The following is a 21824-nucleotide window of genomic DNA, read 5'->3' on the forward strand; positions in this document are numbered from 1 at the left end:
TCATGGTCATGTTTTCTCGCGAGTGGCATCTATCGACCAGACGCGCGAGCGATGCGCTTTTGCACCGACAAACGCCTCGCACGCGCGAAGCAGCCGGCGCGATGCTGCCGGACGTCCCCGCTAAAGTTCCAAAGCGCGCGACCGTTATCCGACATGTCGTCCGGCTCTCCCGCGAGCATTCAGCCAGCGCCGGACCGCCTCCAAAATCCGACATGGAACAACAAACTGAGGTGTTCACCCTGCCGCGCGGACGTGCCGCCACGTGGTTGCTGCACGCGGGCGCCGATATTCCCCGCGCGATCCGCGTCGCCCTCGTCGGGAGCCTGTTCGGCACGCTGCCGATCTTCGCGGGCGGCGTGCTGAACACGGTCGCCGTCGCGTGGGTGCTCGATCGCCGGCATCCGACGAACGCGTTCCATATCTGGCTCGCGCTCGAATTCGCCGTGTGTCTCGCGCGGCTCATCGTGCTCGTCGTCGCGCGCCGCCGCGCGCGCGAGCGCAAATCGACATTGACCGACACCTACGTGCTGCTTGCGCCGCTCTGGGGCGCGACGGTCGGCTATGGCGCGCTCGTCTGCGTGCTATCGGGCGACTGGATCGCCGCGACGCTGTCGTTCCTGTCCGCCGCCGCGATGGTCGGCGGCATCTGCTTCCGCAATTTCGGCGCGCCGCGTCTCGTCGCGGTGATGATCTTTCTGTCGCTCGGGCCGTGCTGCATCGGCGCGGTGCTCGCGGGCGAGCCGACGCTCTGGCTCACGCTGCTGCAAATCCCCTTCTATCTTTTCGCGATGAGCGCCGCCGCCTGGCGCCTGAACGGCATGCTCGTCTCGACGATGAAAGCCGAACAGGAAAACGACCGCCGCGCGCGCCACGACGAACTGACGGGCCTGCTCAATCGCGCGGGCCTCTTTCAGGCCGTGCGCTCGCGCGCGCCCGCGCACTCGGCGCTCCTTTATCTCGATCTCGACGGCTTCAAGGCCGTCAACGATGCCCACGGCCACGAAGTCGGCGACACGCTGCTCGCGCTCGTCGCGCGGCGGCTGCGGCATCTTTCCGGCGATGGGTCGCTGGTCGCGCGGCTCGGCGGCGACGAGTTCGTCATCGTGACGCCGCCGCTGGCCGACCCGCCCGCGCTCGCCAATGTCATCGTGCGCGAGTTGTCGAAACCCTTTCTCACTGATAGCGGGGTCATGCTGGAGATCGGCGTGAGCATCGGCATTGCGCTGTTCGACCATCGTCACGATGAACTCGACAGCGTCTTGCGCAGCGCCGATAACGCACTCTACGAAGCCAAGCGCGCGGGCAAAGGCCGCTGGATCCCCGCTAGCGCGCGTGAGCTGGCGGGCGTAGTCGCCTGAACGGTCAACTGCTGAGTTCGGCGCTCAGGGCCTGCGCTTCCTTCGCGAAGCGGCGTCGCGCTTCGCCTTGCAGCGGGTCGTCGCCAGGTAGCTCGACGGTGAGCGGGTCCATCGCGACGTCATCGACACGTACTTCGTAATGCAAGTGCGGCCCCGTCGCCCAGCCCGTTTCGCCGACATAGCCGATCACCTGCCCGCGCCTGACCGTCGCGCCGTTTCTGAGGCCCTTCGCAAAGCGCGACAGATGCGCGTACACGGTCGAATACGGCGGCGGATTTTCCAGCATCACGACCTTGCCGTATCCGGTCTGCCTGCCGACGAACTTCACCGTGCCTTGCGCCGCCGCATGTACCGGCGTGCCGATGGGCGCAGCAAGGTCGACGCCATCGTGACTTTGCCATCGATGCACGACCGGATCGAATCTGCGCAGCGAGAAGTCCGACGATACCCGCGTGAACGCAACGGGATAACGAGAGAAAGCGGGTTTTGTACTCTCGCCGTCCTTCGAATACCAACGCGGCTCGCCAGCCGGATCGCGGTAGAGAAAGACATCGTGCGACGACGCGCCGGTCGTCAAACGCACCGCAAGCGGCTCATCATGCGCCGCCGCGCCGCCTTGCGGACGTTCGTAGATGACACTGAGCGTGTCCCCTTTGCGAATGTCGCGGCGCATGTCCACGGTGCTCGCGAACGCCTCGGTGAGCGTCGCGATCGTGCTGTCGTCGATGCCGAGTGTCTGGGCAGCATCGGAGAACGTTTCGTCGACGGTTGCGCTTTGCGTCGTGCGCGCGGGCGCAGGCGGCGGCGCGGGACGCGCGTTGCGTTGTGGAAGCGTGACCGTGGGCGTGTCGTCCTTGCCGACGGGCGGCGCCGGCGGTCGATGCAGCGTGTTGCATATCACGATGGTCGACAGCGAACCGATCGCGCAAGTGAAAAGCAGTCGGCCTGCCTTGCCGGGCAAGGCGGTGGATGAAAGTGAAGGCATCGATGGAAAACGGAACGGGCGATGCAAAGCAGGTGCATCGCGCGCGAATCAGAAGGCGCGGCGAGCGTGCCGCGAGCGTCGAAGTGATGCGCGCGTTACTCGATCTGCCGCGAATTCGGGCAGATCGTCGGGTAATTTCGCGGAAAACGGCGCGCTGACATCAATATGCAATACGGCGGAGACGGTCTGGAACGAGACTATGAGAAGATTCTTAAACGAAGCTTAAGCTGCCCCTTTTTTAACTTTTGTACGATGTTTGAACGCAGTTGCACGCTGATGACAAAAAATCAGCGCTTTTCGATCTCGATCGTCTTCGCGTATCCCGTCAGTTCGAGATAGCCGCGCCCTTTTCCGCCGTCTCCATCCAGCGTGACCGCGCCTTCCCAGTACAGCGCGCCGGTCGAATCGCGTGAGTCGAGTTCTTGATCGTCGATCAGCGGACTCAGCCGCCAGTGCATTCCGCCGACGCGCACGCTCATCGCCACCGGATAGACGGTGTTCGTGCGCGGCGAGCGCCATTGACGTTCGGGCGTGAAATCGACATCGCCCGGGCCGAATTGCCGCGTACGGCCATCGCGATCGCGCAGCGCGGCGTGCGTCCAGACCGCGCGGCCATCGCGGGCGCGGACTTTGAAGGCCATGAGCGCCGATCCGTCGTCGAGATTCGCGCCGAGCCAGTCCCAGCCAGCGGCATCGGACGAAAGCAGCGTGCTCGACCACTCGTGATCGAGCCACGCGCGGCCGGTCACGGCGACGCTCGCATTCGCCTTTCCCGATGCCGATGGCCGAACGACGCTTCCCGTCACCTTCAGTTGCGGCTCGCTGTAGTAATAGCTCGCCTGCTCCGGCGACGGCCCCTTGCGCGAGTAGCCGTTTTCGCCCTGGAACATCGGCGGCTGTGTCGGCGTGAAGGTGAGATGGAGCGCGAAGCCGGACGCATCGGCGGACACCGTGTAGCTGCCGTCCGCCGCGCGCGTCATGCGCCAGGCGTCGAGCTTGACGTCCGTGTTGCCTTCCTTCGCGTAGGCAAGCCCGAAGCCCTGCCGCGCGATGTTCTGGTCGTGCACGAGTCGCCCGTATGCGGGATCGGACAGCGCCGCATGCGCGATGACGAGCTGCGACGGATCGAACGCGCTCGCGCCCGCCTTCTGGCCGGTGTTCGAGCGGAAGAACGTGATCTGAAAACCGAGCGGCCGATGATCCGGCGTCTCGAGCCAGCCGGTCGCGTACCACCATTCCGTGCGATACGGCGGATGCGCGCCGCCGTCCTTCGGCCAGTCGATCGCGTGGCCCGGCACGACCGGCGCGAAGCGCGGCTCGTCGGCGAAGGCGTGCGTCGCCGTGAACAGCAGCATCAGAAGCAGCGCGCGCATCACCAATCCTCCCGCACGGCGCGCACCGCATCGACCGACACGGCGCGCCGCCCCGACAGCACCGCCGTCGCGCACGACGACGCCAGCATCACGCACGCGATCGTCCCGATCATCGTCCACGGGATGTGCAGCGACATGCTCCAGTGAAACGACTGCGGATTCACGACGAACACGAGGATCAGGCTGATCGCGAAGCCGAGCGCGCAGCCCATCGCGATGCCGAGCAGCGTGAGCCACAGCGCTTCGGACGCGAGCAGCGCGAGAATCTGCGCGCGTGTCACGCCGACGTGCCGCAGCATGCCGAATTCGCGCGAGCGCGCGAGCGTCTGCATCGAAAAAGTCGCGCCGACGCCGAACAGCCCGATCACGATCGCCACCGCTTCGAGCAGATACGTCACGGCGAAACTGCGATCGAAGATCGTCAGCGTGCGCGCGCGAATCTCTCCCGGCTGCGAGAATTCGAGCGCATCGCCGAAGGGCAGCTTCTTGATCGACTCGATGACGCGCGCCGCGCCCGAGCCCGCGCGCAAGGTGATGGCGATATCGGTCGCGGTCGTATCGCCGGTAAGCCGCCGGTAGTCGACGATGCGCATTTGCAGCGCGCCCGTCTGCCGCACATAGTCGCGCCAGATGCCCGCGACGACGAAGCGCTCGCCCGCGCCGCCGATGGGCAGACTCACGCGCTCGCCCACGCGATAACCGTACAGATCGGCCATTGCTTCTGATGCCCAGACCGGCGTTTCGCCCGCGCGCCACGCGGTGGGCGGCAGCGTGTCGCCGGTCATTTGCAGCGACGCGCCGGGATCGGCGGCATCGAGTTCGCGCGCGATCAGCGCGACGGGCGGCTTCGCGGCATCGAGCGTCAATTTCGACGCGCGCGTGAACGCCGCGTGCGCGATGCCATCGACGGCGGCAATCTGCTTCTGCTGATCGGGCTGCAAGCCGCCGGTGTCGCCGCTCGACGCCACGCGCACATACAGATCCGCCGACAGCAGATGCGCGAGCCAGTCTTCGACCGACACGCGAAAGCTCGTCACCATGATCGCCATCGCGACGATCAGCGTGAAGCTCGACAGCACGCCGCCCATCGCGATCGACGCCTGCCCCGGCGCGTTCGCGAGACGCGCGAGCGCAAGTGTCGCGATGGCGCCGCGCGGCTTCATCGCGCGCCGGAATACGATCGCCGTGAGACGCGGCATCAGCGCAATGCCGCCGACGAGCAGCAAGGCGACGGCGACGTAACCGCCGATGGGCGCATCGAACACGGGCGGCGCCTGCGTCAGCGCCGCGCCTGTCGCGAGGCACGCGAGGGCGGGCCACGGCGTGCCGAGCGGCGCGAGCGCGGCTTCCTCGCTGCCCGCCTTCAGCGCGGGCGCGGGCCGCGCGCGCGCCGCTTCGAGCGCGGGAACGAGCGTGCCCGCGAGCGCGACGCCGATACCGAGCGCAAGGAAGATGGCGCTCGCGACCGGCTCGAAGACCACACGCGGCTCGACGCCCGGAAAGTAGCCGCCGCCGAGATCGCTGCCGAAAAAGCGCAGCGCGAGCGCCGCGACCGCGAAGCCGAGCGCGATGCCGAGCACGCCGCCCGCGACGCCGAGCAACGCGCCTTCGAGCATGATCTGCCGCACGAGCGACGCGCGCGTCATGCCGAGCACGCGCAACATCGCGAATTGCGCGCGGCGGCGCACGACGCCCGCGGCTTGCGTCGAAAAGACGAGAAACGCGCCGGTGAAAAGCGCGACGAGCGCGAGCACGTTCATGTTGATGCGATACGCGCGCGAGAGCCGATCCGTGCGGCTCTCGATGTCCTGCGTGCGCGTGACGACGAGCCGCGCGCCGAGTTCGCGTTGCAGCGCCTCGCGGAACGCGTCGCGATCGACACCGCGCGCGAGCTGCAGATCGATGCGCGACAGCTTGCCGGTCATGCCGAAGCGGTTCTGCACGGCAGCGATGTCCATCACGGCGATGCGCTGCCCGGCGCGCGCCCGCGCGATGCCGCCCGCCACGCGCAAGCTCAGCGGCGACGTGCCGCTCTGCAACTCGATGCGCCCGCCAGCGCGCGCGCCGAGCCATTCGAGCGCGGCGGGCGACAGGAAGATCGCGTCGCCAGCTAAGACATCGAGCGATGCATCCGGCGACGGCACGCCGGTCAGATCGGGCGCGATGCGCCTCGCGCGGAACACGTCGATGCCGAGCAGTTTCAGCGGCGCGTTCTTGCCGGGTACGGCGGCATCGAGTTCGAGCACCGGACTCGCGACCGCGACGCCGGCATGCGTTGCGAGTTGCGGATAAACGCTCTCGTCGATGAAAGTCTGCGCGCCGCGCACCTGCAGGTCCGCCTGCCCCGAGAGACTGCGCGCGGCGGCCGAAAACTCGTTGAAGGCCGCACCGTTGATGAGCTGCACCGCATAGCCGAGCCCGACGCCGAGCGCGATCGTCAGCATGGCGACGAGCGCGCGGCCGCGATGACTGCGCCATTGCGCGCCGAGCAGCCAGCGCGTGAGCGTGTCGAAGAATCCGCTTCTGGCAGCGATATCGCTCATCGTGCGAGCGTCGCCGCGTGCAAAGCGCCGTTGCTCAGAATCACGACGCGATCCGCGAACGCGGCCGCCGCTTCCGAATGTGTGACCATCACGGTCGCGGCGCGCGTCGCCTTCGTTTCGGCGCGCAGCAATTCGAGCACTTCGTGCGCCGTTTGCGGATCGAGATTGCCGGTGGGTTCATCGGCGAGCAAAAGGCGCGGCCGATGCACCAGCGCACGCGCGATGGCCACGCGTTGCAATTCGCCGCCGGAAAGCTGGCGCGGCATGTCGTCGCCGCGTCCGTCGAGCCCGACCGCGGCGAGCATCTCGCGCGCGGGCGCGGGTGGCATGCCGTTCAGCAGCAAGGGCACCGCGACGTTCTGATAGAGCGTCAGATGCGGCAGAACGTGAAACGCCTGGAACACGAAGCCGAGTTTTTGCCGGCGCAGGCGCGTGGCGGCGTCGTCGGAAAGCGTGCTGATCGATGTGCCGTCGATCAGCACGTCGCCGCCGTCGGCGTTGTCGAGGCCCGCGATCAGATTGAGCAGCGTCGACTTGCCGACGCCGGAATCGCCCATGATCGCGACGAACTCGCCCGCGCCGAGCGCGAAGTCGAGCGCGTCGAGCACGATGCGGCCGCCGCCGTACTTCTTCGTCAGGCGGCGGCATTCGAGGGCGGGGAAAACGTTCGGGTCGGTAGGTCGCATCGCGCAAGGTCGTTGTTCCGGTCTGCGCAAGCATTGTGCCGAAGTCGCGCGATTTCAGCCCGGCCGGGGCGGCGTGCGGGGCGTCATGTCGAATGAAACGCCGTTCATCCGCCGAGCAGGCCGAACACCATCACGCCCGTTTTCGTGCCGACATAGACCTTGCCGTTCGCGACCGTCGGCGAAATGAACTTGTTGTTGCCGAACTGATCGCGCGTGCCCGCCTGATTGCTGTTGTAAAGCTCGTTCGCGAGATTGGCCGCGTTGTAGGCATGCAAAACGGCGGTCGGCGTGGTGTTTTCGACGCCCCACACGATGCCGTTCGTGTTGCCGTTCGCAGAAATGACCGGCGCGAGGCCCGGAAAATTCCAGTTGTTCGCCGGGCTCGTCGTCTGGCTCGATGCGCTCGTCGCCACCATTGCATTGACGACCGGCAGCGCCTTCAGATGATCGCCCGCCGGGCCGACGTAGATCGTGTTGTTGTAGAACGCGGGCGCGGTGAACATCGGGCCGGTGATCGTCGAATAGAGCGGCTGGTAGATGTGGTCGGCGTTCGAATCGAACTTGCCCATCGCGTCGCGGTTCACGACGTAGAGCACGCGCGTCTTGCCGCCGCCGATCGCGAGATGCTGCACGTTGCCGTTGATGTCGGTGAGATCGGGCAGCACGAGCACGCCGCCCGAGCCGAGGTCCAGGTCCTGGCTCGATTCCACCACCGTGTTGGACGGCTCGAAGTAATCGGTGACTTGCAGCGAGAGCGTCGAACCCGGCGTGACCTTGAGGAAGCCGTTGCCGAAGTCGTTTCGGATCGGCATTTCCTGCGCGTTGATGGTCGCGTCGAAGGTGCCGTTGCCGTCGAGGAAATAGATCGACGTGCCATCCGATGCGAGACCCGCGCCGCCCATCCAGATGCCGCCCATTTCGCCGTTCGGCGTGACATTGACGATGCCCGTCTGCTGGAGCGTGTCCGCGCTGTAGCCGATGAGCCAGCCGGTGTACGGCAGCGCGTCGCAATGCGAGCTCCACGCCGTATAGACGACGCCGTTGAGCAGCAGCAGCGATGCGCGTTCGATGTATTGCCCCGGCGTAAACGGCACGACGCCGTTCACGCTGCCCGATCCGGTGCCGGGATACGATCCCGTGATTTCCGTCGGGCCGCCGAAGAGTTCGGCGCCCGTCGCAATGTCGATCGCGTGAATGCGCTGGTGATACGCGCCGCCGCTGTCCTTCGACATGCCGACGACATACATCGCGCCATTCGGCCCGCGCGAGCGGTCGATGACCGGCGTCGCCGTGATGCCGATGGTCGGCGTCGTCTGGTCGCAGCCGTGATCGTCGCTCGGCACTTCGCCCGCGCCGAGCGTCGAAACCTGCCAGAGCACCGCGCCGCTGTCGGCATCGAACGCATAGAGGCTGGCTTTTTCGGTCGCGACGTACAGCACGTTGTGCGTGCCGCCCGCCATCGGCACATCGGCGAGAAAGAGCGGCTGGGCGTCGACGGGGCCGTCGACCGGATAGAAGCCGCGCTTGCCGAATGTCGACGAATTGACGTTGGCGAGCGTGAGGCGCGTCTCGGCGAGCTGCTGCGCGGTGCGGCCGATGTCGTTGTGATACGTGGTGACATCCATCGGATTCGAGGGCGAGGGCCTGGCGCTTCCAGTGGAATTCCCGCCGGAGGGCGCGCTGGCCCCGGACGGCGTGCTCGCACTGGCCGGCGCGCTTGCACCGTTCGCGCCACTCGCGGGTGCCGCGCCCGACGCCGCCGCGGGACCGGACGCCGATGACGCGCCGCCGGATGCCGCCGGATCGGAACTCGAGCTGCCGCCGCTGCATCCGCCGATGACTGCGGCGATGGCCACCGCGATTGCGCCAACCGATATGTGCCCTTTCATCTGTGAGTCTCCGATCAGGAGCAGCCGGCCCCGGTGTCTGCCGATTATTGTCTGCGGCGGCTTAACAAGGGGAGCGTTCGTCTGCGGAAAGCTAGCGTTTGGCGGAACGGTCGGTTGACATCGATTCTGCGTATGACGAATGCGTGAAAAAACACGGACGATCGGGCAGGAAGCGCCGACGCGCGGGAAGGACCGCCATCGAAACGAAAGGCAAAGTAAGGCTCAGGACAAGCCCCGCTGGAAGCACTTTTTGCATGAGGTCTTGCCCGGAATCCGCCAAGTTTTCGAGGTGAGACGCAAATGAAACGCTTGATCGCCCAGGTGCTGTGCCACCCGTTCGTCGCGCTCGCGGCGCTCCATATGACCGACTTGATGCTCCGGTCCGACTCCGGGGTCGCCGGCGCGCTTTTCGTTCTAACGGCGCGGTCGGTATCGAAACTGGTCGACGCGCTACGCAGGACGTCCATGATCTGACTTAAGCGAGCACCGGGGAAAAGTAAAAAAGCTTAAATCGGATAAGAAGACAAAAATTGAACGGTTAGGCTTACTGCTTACGGAATGAAGGCAACGTCAGATTTGCCTCACCGATTACACATCAGAACCTGAGAGAGCAATGAGCCAAGCCAACAACGTGATCTATAAAGGGCACGTACTGAGCGCGACCGCCGTGCTGGACCGCGACCGGTACGCCGCCGTGCTCGTCGTCCGCGACCCGGGCGGCGCCCGCCATGCGAGCGGAATGCTCGGCGAATTCGCGAGTGCCATCGGCGCGCTGCAATACGCGTTCGCGTACGGCATGGCCGAAATCGACCATCGACAATCTGCGCACGACTTGCGCCACAGCGACGGCGCGCCGTCGTGAAGCCCGTTCGGATAAAACGCGCCGTTCACTTCGACAGGTCACACCTATGATCATCTATCATCGGGGAGCGGCTTTTCAGCCCTCCGCCACCCGTGTGGGCAACGCATTCGTCGCCACTGCTTCGATTCTCGAAGAGGACGGCCATGCAACCTCGCTCGGCAATCTGGGCGCGTTCGCCAGCAAGGACGGCGCGCTCGGTTTCGCGGTGCGCTGTGCAACCGCGTTCATCGACGGCGACGATCTGCCGTTGCCGCCTTTCCAGATGATTACGCAATAGCGCGCGGCGCCCCGGACGTTGCATGGGCGAGCGCCACTGCAACGATGACGAACGCCTCCGCGACCGGTCCCGACGACGCGCCCGCCGCGCTGCCGTCCTCGCTGCAGGACGACGCCTCGTTCCGTCTGCTCGTCGAAGCGGTCGAAGACTACGCGATCTTTCTGCTCGACGCGCACGGCTACGTCGCGACATGGAACAACGGCGCGCGCAGGATCAAGGGCTATGACGCACGCGAGATCGTCGGGCGGCATTTTTCCGTCTTCTATCCGCCCGGCGACATCGCGGCGGGCAAGCCGCAATGCGAACTCGCGACGGCGACGCGCCATGGCCGTGTCGAAGACGAAGGCTGGCGTCTGCGCAAGGACGGAAGCCGATTCTGGGCGAACGTCGTCATCACGTCGCTGCGCGATGCGCGCGGCGAGCTGATCGGCTTCGTCAAGGTCACGCGCGACATGACCGACCGCCTGCGACTCGCGGAACTGCAACTCGCGCGCGAACTGTCCGCGCACGTGCAGACCGCGCTGGAACACGAACGTGCGTCGATCGCGCGCGAGTTGCACGACGATCTCGGCCAGCAGCTCGCCGCGCTGAAGATGCAGTTGTCGCTTCTCGATACCACCCCGCGGGACGCGTGCATCGCGCGGCAGGCGCTCACGCAGATCGATACGATCATCGGCTCGGTGCGGCGCATCGCGGCGGGCCTGCGTCCGCCCGTGCTCGACGACCTCGGCGTCTTCGCCGCGATCGACTGGCTCGTGTGCGACTTCCGCCGCCGCCATGACCTGGCGATCCGGCTGGACATTGAAGGCGACGAGGACGGCTTCGGCGCGTCCGCGTCCACATCGGTGTTCCGGATCGTGCAGGAAGCGCTCACGAACATCGTGCGTCACGCGCGCGCGGACGAAGTGCGCATCGCGATCGTCTGCGCGCACGCGCGCTGCAAGTTGACGATCGACGACGACGGCCGCGGCGCCGATATCTCCCGTCCGCGCGCAGCCGGCACCTTCGGGCTGATCGGCATGGGCGAGCGCGTGCGGCAACTGGGCGGCGTCATCGAGTTTCGCAGCGGGCCGGGCCAGGGCTTTGGCATCGTCGTGGATATTCCGCTGAATCGTCCCGCCGACGACGCGACGGTCGGGCAATAGGAACCGCATCCATGACGACGAAAGTGCTGATCGCCGACGACCACGCACTCGTGCGCGACGGGCTGCGCCACATCCTCGCGCATGCGCACGGCTTCGAGGTCGCGGGCGTGGCGGGCGACGGGCCGGAGACGCTCACGCTCGCCCGCGCCACCGACGCCGATGTTCTCGTGCTCGATCTCTCGATGCCGGGCCGCAGCGGGATCGATCTCCTCAAGCAGATCAAGGACGAGAAGCCCGCGCTGCGCATTCTCGTGCTCACGATGCACGCCGAGCAGCAATACGCGGCGCGCGCGTTCAAGGCCGGCGCGTCCGGCTACCTGACGAAGGAAAGCGCGAGCGCGGAACTCGTGGCGGCGGTGGCCAAGGTCGCATCGGGCGGCGTGTACGTGAGTCTCGCGATGGCCGAACGCTTCGCGCAAAGCCTCAACGAACCTGCCGACGCGCTGCCGCATCAACGTCTCTCGAATCGCGAGTTCGAGGTGTTCCGGCGGCTGTGTGCGGGCGAGTCCATCGGCGATATCGGCGAGGCGCTGTGCGTGAGCGCGAAGACCGTCAGCACGTACAAGGCGCGCCTGCTCGAGAAGATGCAGATGCCGCACGAAGCCGCGCTCGTGCGCTATGCGGTGCGCCATCGTCTGTTCGACGACGACGGCGCGTGAGCGCGCGTGTCGGCATTGCCCTACACGGTTTCGCGAATGCCTACAGCATGTTCCGCCCGTGCCGATATTTTTTCGAGACATCCCGTCCGATAATTTGCGTGGAACGCAATCGCGGTTCGCGCGCCGATGCGCGATCCGGTCCGACTGGAGCCGAGCATGACTTCCGCGAGCGCAGACACATCCGGCCCGCACGCCGACATCAAGCACGCGAATGCGCGCTGCTCGAACTGTTCCGTGCAGCACGTCTGCATGCCGTCCGGGCTATCGCCGCTCGAATGCGAACGGCTCGACGCGATCATTTGCTCGACGCGATCGCTGCGGCGCGGCGAATCGCTCTTTCGTTGCGGCGACGCCTTCCAGAGTCTCTACGCGGTGCGCAGCGGCTGCCTCAAGACCGTCGTCGTGCATCGGGAAGGACACGAGCAGGTCACGGGCTTTCATCTCGCAAGCGACGCGCTCGGACTCGACGGCGTGAGCGCCGACCATCACGCGTGCGATGCCATCGCGCTGGAAGACAGCGTCGTCTGCATCATTCCGTTCGGTCTGCTCGAACAGCTATGCCGCGAGATCGAGGCGGTCCAGCATCACGTGCATCGCATGATGTGCGGCGAAATCGTACGCGAATCCAGTCTGATGATGATGCTCGGCACGATGACGGCGGAGCAGCGCGTCGCCGCCTTCCTGCTCAATCTTTCGACGCGCATGAAGGCGCGCGGCTACTCGCCCGCGCAACTCGTGCTGCGCATGACGCGCGAGGAGATCGGCAGCTATCTCGGGCTGAAGATCGAAACGGTGAGCCGCATGTTTTCCCGGCTGCAGAAAGCCGGCGTGATCGACGCACGCGGCAAGGACGTGCGGATACTCGATCAGGCGCGGCTCGAAGAGGTCTGAGCGCGCGCTTCGCGGAAGCGGAAAAAGCCGCTGCGCAGCATGACCGACGTCGACGTCCCGCCGACACGGCTCAGCACGTGCTCCGCCGCGCCTTCGATCGACGAGCGATGGCTCTCGAAAGCCTGCTGCAGATCCTCTTCCCGCCACGACGCCGCGCCGAAATGATCCTCGAGCGCCTCGGCGGAAATGGTGCACGCGATGTGTTCGCCATCGGCGAAGGCAGCGAACGTGAGTGATGGAACGTCGCCCTGATAGACGGGCGGCTGGCTGGCAAACGTGATGATCATGCCGATACCTCGTGGATCGTGGATTCGGACTGGCTCGACGCGAAGCACATATCCCTTCAGTCTCGGACACCCGTTCACGGTCCGTATTGATCTGGATCAAATCGCGCCGGGCGGGCGTCGATGGCTCAGCAGACGAATGGCGTCGTCAAAGGCGTGATGCATGGCGGCGCTCGCGTCCGTTTCTGTGCTGCACTGCGCCGTCAGCGGGCCGGCGGCGCGCGTGAGAAGCACCAGTTGCGCATCGAAGACCGTGCGCCCATCCATATCGGGCGATGCCTTGATCGTCAGCTTGCAATCGACGACATCGCTCGCCACGTCCGCGAGCCGCAAGAGTTCGATGCCCGCCTCGCGCTCGATCGCGCCCGATCCGGTGAATCCTAGGTACGCGATCTGCATTCCGAGGCCCATGTGGTCGTTCTCCGATCAGTCTTCTCGGTCCGCCGTGCGTTGCTGCCCGTCGTCATGCGTCCGGCGTGGCGTTCTTCGATCCGCGCGTGAGAAGCACAGGACACGTCGAGCGTCTGACGAAGGCTTCCGCGACGCTGCCGAGCGCGAGCCGCCGCATGCCGGTGCGTCCGTGCGTGCCCATCACGACGAGATCGGCGGGCAGATGCGCCGCGCGGCGCTGCAGACATTTGGCGATGGTATCGGTCACGTTGCGCGTCTCGGCGAGTTCCGTTTCGCACGCGACGCCCGCTTCGAGCACGCGCGCGTATGCGATGTCCAGCGCGTGCCCAGCTTCTTCGCGGACGTTCACGCGATACTGCGCCGGATACGACGAAAGCGCGGCCACGTCGATCACCGACACGACATGCAGGCGGGCGCGCGTGCCAATGCGGATCGCTTCGTCGAGCGCGTGTTGCGAGCATTCACTGCCATCGAGCGCAACCAGAATCGTGCGATACATCGTTGTTCCAGTTTCAAGGCACTTCGATGATGGACGTCGGCGCATTCGTCCGCGCCGCGCGACTTAACGTGACTTAACGTGACTTAACGTGACTTAACGTGTCTAGTGTTTCGACTTGCTGCATGACGAACGCACCCAGAGTATCGCGACGGCGCGCGCATCGATTGACTTCGATCAAGGAACGTAAAGCCGAAGCGCGATGCGCGTACCATGCAGACGAGAGACCGACGATCTGGAGGAAATGCCATGAAAGCGGTGTGCCCGCTGCACGGGCCGACAACCATCATCCGGACGAACGCATACGGCTTCCCGGTTTATGCATGCTGCTGCGACGACGTGCCCTACGTCACGCCGCCCGACGCATGCACGCGAGCGCCGACGCAACGCGGCGCGCCGTCGGAGCCGCACGAGCCCCGGCAGCCGAAGCCTGTCGAAGAATGAAAGCCGGGCGCGTGAACGTAGTCAGACGGAATCGCCGATCACGGCGACCGCCTTGATCTCGACGATATAACCCGCCGCACCGCCGAGCATATGCGCGCCGACCGCCGTCCACGCGGGCAGCGGATGCGTGTTGAGATAGCGCTCCCGCACCTGCATGAAAAGCGGCAGATCGCGCATGTCGGTGTGAAAGGTCGTCACGTCCACGACATCGCTCAATGAAGCGCCCGCTTCTTCGAGCACGAGCTTGAGATTCTCGAAGGCCTGCACGATCTGCGCTTCGCGGTCTTCGATCAGTTGCATGTTCGCGTCGCGGCCAATCTGCCCGGACACGTAGATCGTATTGCCCGCCTTCACCGCCGGCGCGTAACGGATCTTTTCATACACGGCTTGCATTGCCGCCGGAACGATGGCCTTGCGTTCAATCCTCATATGCGGCTCCCGCGTGCTCAACCGTTATCGCCACCGGCGACGGGCAATACCGCGCCGGTGATATAGCTCGCTTCATCCGATGCCAGGAAGAGAATCGGCGCGACCTGTTCGTCGAGCGTGCCGTAGCGTTTGAAGAACGTCGATTCGGTGACCTGCTTCACCGCTTCGCCCATCCATGCTTTTTCCTGCGCGCTGTCGCCGCTCGCATTGCGCGGCACGCGTCGCGGCGGCGCTTCGGTTCCGCCCGGCGCCGCCGCGACCACGCGAATGTTGCGCTCGCCGTATTCCATCGCGAGCGCCTGCGTCATCGCGTTGACGCCGCCTTTCGCCGCCGAATACGGCACGCGCCGAATCCCGCGCGTCGCGTTCGACGACACGTTCACGATCGTCCCGCGACCGCGTTCCAGCAGATGCGGCAGCACGGCATGGCACGCGTACAGCGTCGGCATCAGCGAGCGCCGGATTTCGGCGTCGATCTGCGCAGGCTCGAACTCCGCGTAAGGCCGCATGCGGATCGCGCCGCCGACGCCATTGATCAGGATATCGATGCCGCCGAACGTGCGCGCCGCGAACGCCATCGCCGATGCCGCGCCTTCGTACGTTTCCATATCGGCGACGAAGCCCGCTGTTTCGGCGCGCACGGCTTCCGCGGCCACTTCTTCGACGAAATCCGCGCGATCAACGAACAACACCTTCGCGCCTTCCGCCGCCGCACGCAGCGCCACGCCGCGTCCGATGCCCTGCGCCGCGCCGGTGACGACCATGACCTTGCCAGCAAATCGTTGCGTATTCATGCGGTCACCGGCGCGGCGTTGGGCGTGAACTTCTCGTAGTGGAAGCTATTGGGCTTCACGCCGTTGTCGTCGAAATGCTTGCGCACCGCATCGACCATCGGCGGCGGGCCGCAGAGATAGACATCGACATCGCCATCATTCAGCGATTCGGCGGGCATGTGCTGCGTCACCCATCCCTTGCGCGGATGATTCGACGCCGCATCCGCGACGACCGTGCTGAACGTGAAGTTCGGCAGCTTCGCCGTGTAGGCCTCGATCGCTTCGACCTGCACGAGATCGAGATCGCGCGTCACGCCGTAGATCAGATGAATCTGCTGCTGCGAGTTCGTGCGCGCGAGGACCTCGAGCATCGAGAGAAAAGGCGCGAGACCGGTGCCGCCCGCGAGCATCAAAAGCGGACGCTCCACCGCGCGAAGATAGAAGCTGCCGAGCGGACCGGTCAGTTCGACCGGGCTGCCCACTTTCGCGGATTCGAGCCACGTACTCATCACACCGCCGGGAATCTTCTTGATGAGGAAGCTGATCTTCGTTGCGCCCGGTGCCGACGAGAACGAATACGAACGATGCTGGCCGCTGCCCGGCACGTCGATATTCACATACTGGCCTGGGAGGAAAACCGGTGCGGGCGTGGCGGCATCCACGTCCAGTTCGAGCACGACGGCGGCATCGTTGTGCGGCTCGATCTTCGTGACGGTCGCGGCGAACTTGCTCTGCGCGGTCTTGCATGCGGTGGAAGATGCCGGGACCGCGATCACGCAATCGCTCGACGGCACCATCTGGCACGTGAGCACGAGCCCGCTGTCTTTTTCGTCGCCGGAGAGGGCGTCTTCGATGTACTCGTCGCCGAGATCGTATTGCCCGCTTTCAGCGCGGCATTTGCAGGTGCCGCATACGCCGTCGGAGCAATCCATCGGCAGATTGATCCTGGCGCGAAATGCGGCGTCGAGCACTTTCTCGCCCGCCTTGCATTCGACGAAACGCGTCACGCCGTCTTCGAAATTCAGTGCAATGTTGTAGCTGGACATGTTGCCTCCTACTTCCTGTCTCGTCACCGTGAGTCTCAGACGTGATAGACGTCGAGCACCTGCCGGATGTAGTCGTTCTTCAGCACGATCTTCTTGTGCGAAATGACCAGAATGTCGTCGACCTTTCTCAGCGTCACGAAGATCGTGCCGAAGAAATGATCGGTGATCTTGTAGCGATGATTCAGCGTGTCGAAGTTGTAGCGCACGTCGACCTCGCTCTCGCGCGTGGCGAGCACTTCCACGTTGGTGACGTTATGGCTCGTGCGCGGCTCGGGCATCGATGCGCCGCTGCGCTCGGTCTTGATGCGGAACACGCGATCTTCGAGGCCGCCGCGATCCGGGTAATACATCAACGAGATCTGGCTTTCGTGATCGTCGGTGAGCTGATCGTCGTCGTCCCATGCGGGCATCCAGTACGTGACGTCCTCCGCATAGCAGCCGAGCCATTCGTCCCACTGACGGTCATCGAGCAAACGCGCTTCGCGATACAGCGTCGCGCAGATTTTCAAGTAGTCGAAGCTCATGCCAGTGCCTCCCCTTGCTCCTTCTTCAGCGCGTCGCGCATCACGTTCACCCAGTATTCGTGCTGCACGACGAAGAGTCCTTCGTCTTCGCTGCGCTCGCCCGAGATGAGCGGCCGGATGCCCATGTTCCGCGCGTTCTCGTCCGGGCCGTGGACCCACAGCGGCGCGCCGCGCGACAGGTCGTTCCACATCGCCGTGATGCCCGCGTAACCGGACTGGCACGCGCGGAATTCTTCGAGGTCATCGCTCGTGCCCATGCCCGTTACGTTGAAGAAGTCCTCGTACTGGCGGACGCGCGTCGCGCGATCTTCCGCGCTCTCGCCTTTGGGCGCGAAGCAGAAGATGCTCACTTCGGTCTTGTCGACGCCGAGCGGCCGCACCACGCGAATCTGCGTGCTGAACTGATCCATCAGGAACACGTTCGGATAGAGGCACAGATTGCGCGTCTGATTGACGATGTAATCCGCCTGCACGTCGCCCACGCGCGCCTTGATCTCTTCGCGATGCCGATACACGGGCCGCACTTCCGGATTCATCGTCCTGGTCCACAAGAGGATGTGGCCATGATCGAAGCCATACACGCCCGCGACCGACTTGCTCCAGCTATTCGCATCGACGGCCTTCGTGCCTTCGACCTTGCGGCGGCCCATCGTCGCGGCGTAGTTCCAGTGGACGGTGCTGACGTGATAGCCGTCGCAGCCGTTTTCCATCTGCATCTTCCAGTTGCCGTCGTAGATGTACGACGAATTGCCGCGCAATACTTCGAGGCCATCGGGAGCCTGATCGACGATCTGATCGATGATGATCTTCGTCTCGCCGAGATAGTCTTCGAGCGGCATCGAGTCCGCATTCAGGCTGCCGAACAGAAACCCGCGATAGTTCTGGAAACGCGGCACGCGGCGCAGGTCGTGCGAGCCGTGCGTGTTGAACTGGATCGGGTATTCGGTCGTCTTCTCGTCTTTCACCTTCAGCAGCTTGCCGGTGTTCGAGAACGTCCAGCCGTGGAACGGGCATGTGAAGCTGCCCTTGTTGCCGTGCTTGCGGCGGCAGAGCATCGCGCCTTTGTGCGCGCATGCGTTGATGACCGCGTTGAGCGCGCCGGTCTTGTCGCGCGTGATGACGATCGGCTGCCGGCCGATCCACGTCGTGTAGTAATCGTTGTTGTTCGGAATCTGGCTCTCGTGCGCGAGATACACCCAGTTGCTCTCGAAGATATGTTTCATCTCGAGATCGAACAGATCGGCGTTCGTGAAGATATCGCGGCGGCAGCGATAGACGCCGCTTTCCTTGTCGTCCTGGACGGCGTTTTGCAGCAGTTCGTCGAGCTGCGCGGCTTTGTCGGTGATGGCGGACATATGAGTTCTCCCTATGCGCGTTCCGGCGACGGAGCGCATTGCATCGGTATCGAAGGGGTCGTGCGGAGATCGGAGCGGCGGCGCGTTTGCCGCCGTCGATGTGCCTTATGCGGCGAGGGACACGCGCGGACGATGGACGATCTGGTTGTCCTTGCCCAGCACGAGCGGCGTCAGGCGGATATCGAACACGATCTCGCGGTACGCATCGGCTTTGAGTCCCAGCGCCGTGCCGCCTGTTTTATCGATGACATGCGGAACGAGTTCTTCACGCGTCGCATAAGCGAAGTCGTCCCAGATGAGCGGATCGCCTTCGATGTTGATCTGCGTCGTCAGCTTGCGATGCTTGTCGCTCGTCGCGAAGAAGTGCACATGCGCCGGACGGTTGCCATGACGCGCGAGCGAATCGAGCAACTGCTGCGTCGCGCCCTGCGGCGGGCAGCCGTAACCGACCGGCATCAGCGTGCGGAATTCGTAGGTGCCGTCGGCGCCCGTCTTCACCGCGCCGCGCAGATTGAAGTCGCTTTGCGCGCCGGTCGGATCGAAGTGCGAGTAGAAGCCCTTCGAGTTGGCATGCCAGCATTCGACCACCGCATTCGCGACGGGCTTGCCGTCGGGACCGGTGACCGTGCCGCGGATGACGAGCGGGCCGGCGTTTTCATCGGCGTCGAGATCGATCTTCGATACGCCTTCACGCACCGGCGCACCCGCCACATACAACGGACCTTCGATGGTGCGCGGCGTGCCGCCGTGAATGTCGGCTTCGCGGTCTTCGGCATCCATGCGGATGTCGAGAAACTTTTCCAGTCCGAGGCCGGCCGCGAGCAGCGCCGCTTCGCCATCCTGACCGAGCTTGTTGAAGTAATTGACGCCAGTCCAGACTTCATCGGGCGTCATGTCGAGATCGTCGATCGCCTTGAACAGGTCGCTCAACAGACGATGCGTGATCTCCTTCGCGCGAGCATTGCCGTCCTGACTTCCGAGGTTCGCGGCGGCCTTCAACAGGTCCTGCACTTCCTTCGTATCGAACACTTTGATGCTCATGTCTACTCCTGAATCTCGCAATTTTATGGTGGGGGTTAACCCTCGCTTCAGCACCTGCGTCGATATGCTTGGAAGGTATGGTCGGGTGTTGAAACAGAGCGTGAAGGCAGGATAATGGACGCAAAGTTGGCCAGTCCAACACTGATTTAGTATCGGGCTATATCCAGGAGGTATTGAATGGAGCTGCGGCATCTGCGTTACTTCGTGGCAGTGGCGGAAGAAAGAAACTTCACGCGCGCGGCCGAGCGGCTGCATATCGCGCAACCGCCTTTGAGCCGTCAGATACAGCAACTCGAGGAAACGCTCGGCGTGCAGCTCTTCGAACGCAACTCGCGTCCGCTCAAGCTCACGGAGACCGGCAAGTTCTTTTATTCGCATGCAGTGCAGCTGCTTGCGCAGACCGCCGAACTCGAATCGATGACGCGGCGCGTCGGCAATATCGAGCGCAGTCTGTCGGTGGGATTCGTCGGCTCGACCTTATACGGCATGTTGCCGAAGATCATCCGCCGTTTTCGCGACGAGAATGCCACCGTCGAACTGAGCCTGCACGAGATGTCGACGATGGACCAGATTCGCGCGCTCAAGGATGGCCGCATCGACGTGGGATTCGGGCGCATCCGGCACGAAGACGCGAACATCCGCCGCGTGATCCTGCGCGAAGAACAGATGATCGTCGCGTTGCCGGTCGGGCATCCGCTGTCGGTGGCGAAACCCGTGCTCGCGCTGCGCGATCTCATCAACGAGACGCTCATCATCTTCCCGAAAGCGCCGCGCCCGAGTTATGCCGATCAGGTGCTGTCGGCGTTCCAGGACCGCGCGCTCGCGCCGCGCAAGATCTATGAAGTGCGCGAGTTGCAGATCGCGCTCGGGCTCGTCGCGGCGGGCGAAGGCATCTCCGTCGTGCCGAGCAGCGTCTATGGCCTCAAGCGCGACGACGTGAGCTACAAGGAGCTCGACGATCCCACGCTCGTCTCGCCGATCATCATGAGCATGCGCGCGCTCGACGAATCGCGCGACATCAAGGAGATGCTCGAACTGATTTATCGGCTGTACGACGAGGAGAAGATCGCTTACACGCCGCGCACGGATCGCGGCCGCTGACGCGCGATACCTGGCGGGTATGACACTAGACGTCAACGGTCTTGGACAGGCGGCAAACGGGCACGCAATATCTCATCAACCCATCCATTCCGACATCTCAGGTATGAACGCCCAAATCACCTCCGTCGAAGCGATTCTGGTTGATCTCCCGACCATTCGCGCGCATCAACTCGCGATGGCGACGATGCAGCAGCAAACCCTCGTCATCGTCCGTCTGCGCACGAGCGACGGCATCGAGGGCATTGGCGAAGCCACGACCATCGGCGGGCTGTCTTACGGCGATGAAAGTCCCGAAGGCATCAAGCTGACGATCGATACGTATCTCGCGCCCGCGCTCATCGGGCAGGATGCGAGCAACATCAACGCGGCGATGCTGCGCCTGAACAAGGTCGCGCGCGGCAACCGCTTCGCGAAGTGTGCGCTCGAAACGGCACTGCTCGATGCGCAGGGCAAGCGCCTGAACGTGCCGGTGTCCGAGTTGCTCGGCGGCGCGGTGCGCAAGACGCTGCCGGTGCTGTGGACGCTCGCGAGCGGCGATACGCAGCGCGATATCGAAGAAGCCGAAATGCTGCTTGCCGAGCGACGTCACAACACGTTCAAGCTGAAGATCGGAAGGCGCAGCGTGCGCGATGACGTCGCGCATGTATCGGCGATCAAGAGCGCGCTCGGCGATGGCGCGAAGGTCACGGTCGACGTGAATCAGGCCTGGAGCGAAACCGATGCGGCGTTCGGCATCGAAGCGCTGCAAAGCGCGGGCATCGATCTGATCGAGCAGCCGACGCCGCGCGAGCAACGCAGCGCGCTCGCCCGGCTGGCCGCGCGCTTCATCGTGCCGATCATGGCCGACGAAGCCGTGACGGGCCCCGAAGACGCGCTCGAACTCGTGCGCCACGCATGCGCCGATGTCTTCGCGCTGAAGATCGCGAAGTCAGGCGGCATCTACGGAATGATGCGCACGGCCGCCATCGCGGATGCGGCGGGCGTGTCGCTCTACGGCGGCACGATGCTCGAAGGCAGCATCGGCTCGATTGCATCGGCGCATGGATTCAGCGCACTGCCGCAACTCGCGTGGGGCACGGAACTCTTCGGCCCGCTGCTCCTGAAGGACGACATCGTGACGGCGCGCCCGCATTATCGCGACTTCGATCTGCACATGCCGCAAGGCCCGGGGCTCGGTCTTCAGATCGATGAAGAGAAGCTCGCGTTCTATCGCCGCGACCAGCGCGCGTGAATCCACTCAGTCAATATCGAT

At 64.6% G+C, this 21824-nt stretch carries 25 protein-coding genes; 11 read left to right on the forward strand and 14 right to left on the reverse strand.

Features of this window, described 5'->3' with window-relative positions:
* Positions 1–212: 212 nt before the first annotated feature.
* On the forward strand, positions 213–1358 hold the full coding sequence (locus tag AWB77_RS06335; RefSeq protein WP_061133527.1) for a GGDEF domain-containing protein: 1146 nt from the start codon (positions 213–215) through the stop codon (positions 1356–1358).
* Positions 1359–1362: 4 nt separating this feature from the next.
* Here AWB77_RS06335 and AWB77_RS06340 read toward each other — a convergent pair whose 3' ends face one another.
* The 5 genes from AWB77_RS06340 to AWB77_RS06360 all read right to left on the reverse strand — a co-directional run bounded on the left by AWB77_RS06340 (position 1363) and on the right by AWB77_RS06360 (position 8570).
* Positions 1363–2343, reverse strand: a complete 981-nt coding sequence (locus AWB77_RS06340; protein WP_082852590.1) for a M23 family metallopeptidase — start codon at positions 2341–2343, stop codon at positions 1363–1365.
* Between the two features lie 287 nt (positions 2344–2630).
* A complete protein-coding gene (locus tag AWB77_RS06345; RefSeq protein ID WP_061133529.1) occupies positions 2631–3716 on the reverse strand; it encodes a lipocalin-like domain-containing protein in 1086 nt (361 codons plus the stop codon).
* Positions 3716–6259, reverse strand: a complete 2544-nt coding sequence (locus AWB77_RS06350) for an FtsX-like permease family protein (protein ID WP_061133530.1) — start codon at positions 6257–6259, stop codon at positions 3716–3718. Before AWB77_RS06350 ends, AWB77_RS06345 begins: the two co-directional genes overlap by 1 nt.
* Positions 6256–6945, reverse strand: coding sequence for an ABC transporter ATP-binding protein (locus AWB77_RS06355; protein ID WP_061133531.1), 690 nt, complete (start codon positions 6943–6945; stop codon positions 6256–6258). Before AWB77_RS06355 ends, AWB77_RS06350 begins: the two co-directional genes overlap by 4 nt.
* 104 nt (positions 6946–7049) lie before the next feature.
* Positions 7050–8570 (reverse strand): pyrrolo-quinoline quinone, encoded by a 1521-nt coding sequence (locus AWB77_RS06360; protein WP_244158450.1) that lies wholly within the window; start codon positions 8568–8570, stop codon positions 7050–7052.
* On the opposite strand from AWB77_RS06360, the gene AWB77_RS36730 reads away from it, so the two are divergent.
* The 7 genes from AWB77_RS36730 to fnr all read left to right on the forward strand — a co-directional run bounded on the left by AWB77_RS36730 (position 8557) and on the right by fnr (position 12668).
* The gene (locus AWB77_RS36730) at positions 8557–8952 is read left to right on the forward strand and encodes a hypothetical protein (RefSeq protein WP_244158452.1); all 396 of its coding nucleotides are present in this window, start codon (positions 8557–8559) and stop codon (positions 8950–8952) included. The genes AWB77_RS06360 and AWB77_RS36730 overlap by 14 nt on opposite strands.
* A gap of 182 nt (positions 8953–9134) precedes the next feature.
* The gene (locus tag AWB77_RS35605) at positions 9135–9308 is read left to right on the forward strand and encodes a hypothetical protein (protein ID WP_157694754.1); all 174 of its coding nucleotides are present in this window, start codon (positions 9135–9137) and stop codon (positions 9306–9308) included.
* A 139-nt stretch (positions 9309–9447) separates the two neighbouring features.
* Positions 9448–9696 carry a hypothetical protein gene (locus tag AWB77_RS06365; RefSeq protein WP_061133533.1) on the forward strand — a complete coding sequence of 83 codons (249 nt, stop codon included), beginning with the start codon at positions 9448–9450 and terminating at the stop codon, positions 9694–9696.
* Positions 9697–9742: 46 nt separating this feature from the next.
* On the forward strand, positions 9743–9973 hold the full coding sequence (locus AWB77_RS06370; RefSeq protein ID WP_061133534.1) for a hypothetical protein: 231 nt from the start codon (positions 9743–9745) through the stop codon (positions 9971–9973).
* 44 nt (positions 9974–10017) lie between these two features.
* Positions 10018–11118, forward strand: a complete 1101-nt coding sequence (locus AWB77_RS06375) for a PAS domain-containing sensor histidine kinase (RefSeq protein ID WP_061133535.1) — start codon at positions 10018–10020, stop codon at positions 11116–11118.
* Positions 11119–11129: 11 nt separating this feature from the next.
* The gene (locus tag AWB77_RS06380; RefSeq protein ID WP_061133536.1) at positions 11130–11777 is read left to right on the forward strand and encodes a response regulator; all 648 of its coding nucleotides are present in this window, start codon (positions 11130–11132) and stop codon (positions 11775–11777) included.
* Positions 11778–11933: 156 nt separating this feature from the next.
* Complete coding sequence (gene fnr / locus AWB77_RS06385) at positions 11934–12668, forward strand: fumarate/nitrate reduction transcriptional regulator Fnr (RefSeq protein ID WP_244158455.1); 735 nt, start codon at positions 11934–11936, stop codon at positions 12666–12668.
* Here fnr and AWB77_RS06390 read toward each other — a convergent pair.
* The 3 genes from AWB77_RS06390 to AWB77_RS06400 form a co-directional block, all read right to left on the reverse strand.
* Positions 12644–12955, reverse strand: a complete 312-nt coding sequence (locus tag AWB77_RS06390) for a DUF1488 family protein (RefSeq protein ID WP_061133537.1) — start codon at positions 12953–12955, stop codon at positions 12644–12646. The genes fnr and AWB77_RS06390 overlap by 25 nt on opposite strands.
* A gap of 96 nt (positions 12956–13051) precedes the next feature.
* A complete protein-coding gene (locus AWB77_RS36735; RefSeq protein WP_061133538.1) occupies positions 13052–13363 on the reverse strand; it encodes a hypothetical protein in 312 nt (103 codons plus the stop codon).
* Between the two features lie 52 nt (positions 13364–13415).
* Positions 13416–13862, reverse strand: a complete 447-nt coding sequence (locus AWB77_RS06400) for a universal stress protein (RefSeq protein WP_061133539.1) — start codon at positions 13860–13862, stop codon at positions 13416–13418.
* A gap of 246 nt (positions 13863–14108) precedes the next feature.
* On the opposite strand from AWB77_RS06400, the gene AWB77_RS06405 reads away from it, so the two are divergent.
* Complete coding sequence (locus tag AWB77_RS06405; RefSeq protein WP_061133540.1) at positions 14109–14303, forward strand: hypothetical protein; 195 nt, start codon at positions 14109–14111, stop codon at positions 14301–14303.
* A gap of 21 nt (positions 14304–14324) precedes the next feature.
* On the opposite strand, the gene AWB77_RS06410 is transcribed toward AWB77_RS06405, so the two are convergent.
* From AWB77_RS06410 to catA, 6 genes are all read right to left on the reverse strand, one after another.
* The gene (locus AWB77_RS06410; RefSeq protein WP_061133701.1) at positions 14325–14732 is read right to left on the reverse strand and encodes a RidA family protein; all 408 of its coding nucleotides are present in this window, start codon (positions 14730–14732) and stop codon (positions 14325–14327) included.
* Positions 14733–14749: 17 nt separating this feature from the next.
* Positions 14750–15526 carry a benzoate diol dehydrogenase BenD gene (gene benD, locus AWB77_RS06415; RefSeq protein ID WP_061133541.1) on the reverse strand — a complete coding sequence of 259 codons (777 nt, stop codon included), beginning with the start codon at positions 15524–15526 and terminating at the stop codon, positions 14750–14752.
* Complete coding sequence (gene benC / locus AWB77_RS06420; RefSeq protein WP_061133542.1) at positions 15523–16551, reverse strand: benzoate 1,2-dioxygenase electron transfer component BenC; 1029 nt, start codon at positions 16549–16551, stop codon at positions 15523–15525. The genes benD and benC overlap by 4 nt, the downstream gene beginning before the upstream one ends.
* 35 nt (positions 16552–16586) lie before the next feature.
* Positions 16587–17075: a benzoate 1,2-dioxygenase small subunit gene (gene benB / locus AWB77_RS06425; RefSeq protein ID WP_061133543.1), complete on the reverse strand. Its 489-nt coding sequence runs from the start codon at positions 17073–17075 to the stop codon at positions 16587–16589.
* Positions 17072–18430, reverse strand: coding sequence for an SRPBCC family protein (locus tag AWB77_RS06430; RefSeq protein ID WP_061133544.1), 1359 nt, complete (start codon positions 18428–18430; stop codon positions 17072–17074). Before AWB77_RS06430 ends, benB begins: the two co-directional genes overlap by 4 nt.
* 105 nt (positions 18431–18535) lie before the next feature.
* Positions 18536–19471, reverse strand: a complete 936-nt coding sequence (gene catA, locus AWB77_RS06435; RefSeq protein WP_061133545.1) for a catechol 1,2-dioxygenase — start codon at positions 19469–19471, stop codon at positions 18536–18538.
* A 177-nt stretch (positions 19472–19648) separates the two neighbouring features.
* On the opposite strand from catA, the gene AWB77_RS06440 reads away from it, so the two are divergent.
* Positions 19649–20572 carry a LysR family transcriptional regulator gene (locus tag AWB77_RS06440; RefSeq protein ID WP_061133546.1) on the forward strand — a complete coding sequence of 308 codons (924 nt, stop codon included), beginning with the start codon at positions 19649–19651 and terminating at the stop codon, positions 20570–20572.
* 103 nt (positions 20573–20675) lie between these two features.
* The gene (locus AWB77_RS06445) at positions 20676–21803 is read left to right on the forward strand and encodes a muconate/chloromuconate family cycloisomerase (protein WP_061133547.1); all 1128 of its coding nucleotides are present in this window, start codon (positions 20676–20678) and stop codon (positions 21801–21803) included.
* Positions 21804–21824: the final 21 nt, after the last annotated feature.

The sequence above is a fragment of the Caballeronia fortuita genome, assembly GCF_001544835.2.
Lineage (GTDB): Bacteria > Pseudomonadota > Gammaproteobacteria > Burkholderiales > Burkholderiaceae > Caballeronia > Caballeronia fortuita.